Raw genomic sequence first — 1,204 nt, forward strand, 5'->3', positions numbered from 1 at the left:
AAGACAGGCAGCGCCACCCTTGGCATAGGCCTGCGCCAGCGCCGGCGGATCGAAATCGGCGCGGATCAGCCCCTTGGACGGGCTTGCCTTCTTGATCTCGGCGATCAGCGCAAAGGCGCCGGATTTGCGCTTTGCTTCGAGCGCGGCAAGAAAGCCGCGCGGTGCGTCGGCGTCCTTGGCTCGCGCCTTGATTTCGGCCAGCGGCACACGTGCCTTTGCCGCCGCGATCTCGTCGCGCTTGTAGGCCTCGATCTTGCGAAGAATGTCAGACACGTTTTACCCGTTCGAAATCTCGGCCAGCCTGTCGAGCACTTGCAGGGCCCGGCCGCTGTCGATGGCTTGCGCGGCGAGCGCGATGCCGTCGGCAAGCGTCGTCGCCTTGCCCGCCACCACCAGGCCGGCGCCGGCATTCATCAGCACGGTGTCGCGATAGGCGCCGGCAGCGCCGCCCAACATATCGCGCAAGGCTTTGGCATTGTAGTCCGCATCGCCGCCACGCAGTTCGTCCCTGCTGTGGCGCGGCAACCCGACCGCTTCAGGCGTCAGGGTGAAGCTGCGGATCTCGCCGCCGATCAGTTCGGCGACCTGCGTCTCGCCGGTGGTGGTGATCTCGTCATAGCCGTCGCCATGAGCAACCCAGGCATGCTCCGCACCCAGTGCCTTCAGCGTCTCGGCAACCGGCAGGATCCATTCCGGCAGGAACACACCGACCAGCTGCCGCTTGACGCCAGCTGGATTGGAGAGCGGCCCGAGCAGGTTGAAGATGGTGCGGGTGCCGAGTTCGACGCGGGTCGGACCGACATGTTTCATCGCTGGATGGTGCGCGGGCGCGAACATGAAACCAATGCCAGCCTCGTGGATGCAGCGGCCGATGAATTCGGGCGAGATGTCGATCTTGACGCCGAGCGCAACCAGCACGTCGGCGGCTCCTGTCAGCGAGGACAGGCCACGATTGCCGTGCTTGGCAACCGGCACACCACTGCCGGCGATGACAAAGGCCGATCCCGTGGAAATATTGACGCTGTGGGAATTGTCCCCGCCGGTGCCGACGATATCGATGGCGCCGTCCGGCGCGTCGACTTGCAGCATCTTGGCCCGCATGGTGGCGACGGCGCCGGAAATCTCGCTCACCGTCTCGCCGCGCACGCGCAGCGCCATCAGGAAACCGCCGATCTGGCCGGGGGTCGCATCACCCGACATGATG

General features: G+C 65.7%; 1 protein-coding gene and 1 pseudogene. Both read right to left on the reverse strand.

What is annotated here, in order from left to right:
• Positions 1-273: pseudogene (locus EN991_RS36930) on the reverse strand (indole-3-glycerol-phosphate synthase TrpC); the annotation flags it as partial.
• 3 nt (positions 274-276) lie between these two features.
• The coding region (gene trpD, locus EN991_RS36935; protein WP_127370561.1) for an anthranilate phosphoribosyltransferase at positions 277-1,204 on the reverse strand (928 nt) is incomplete at its 5' end.

Origin of the sequence: Mesorhizobium sp. M7A.F.Ca.US.005.03.2.1, from assembly GCF_003997795.1 — a bacterium.
Lineage (GTDB): Bacteria > Pseudomonadota > Alphaproteobacteria > Rhizobiales > Rhizobiaceae > Mesorhizobium > Mesorhizobium ciceri.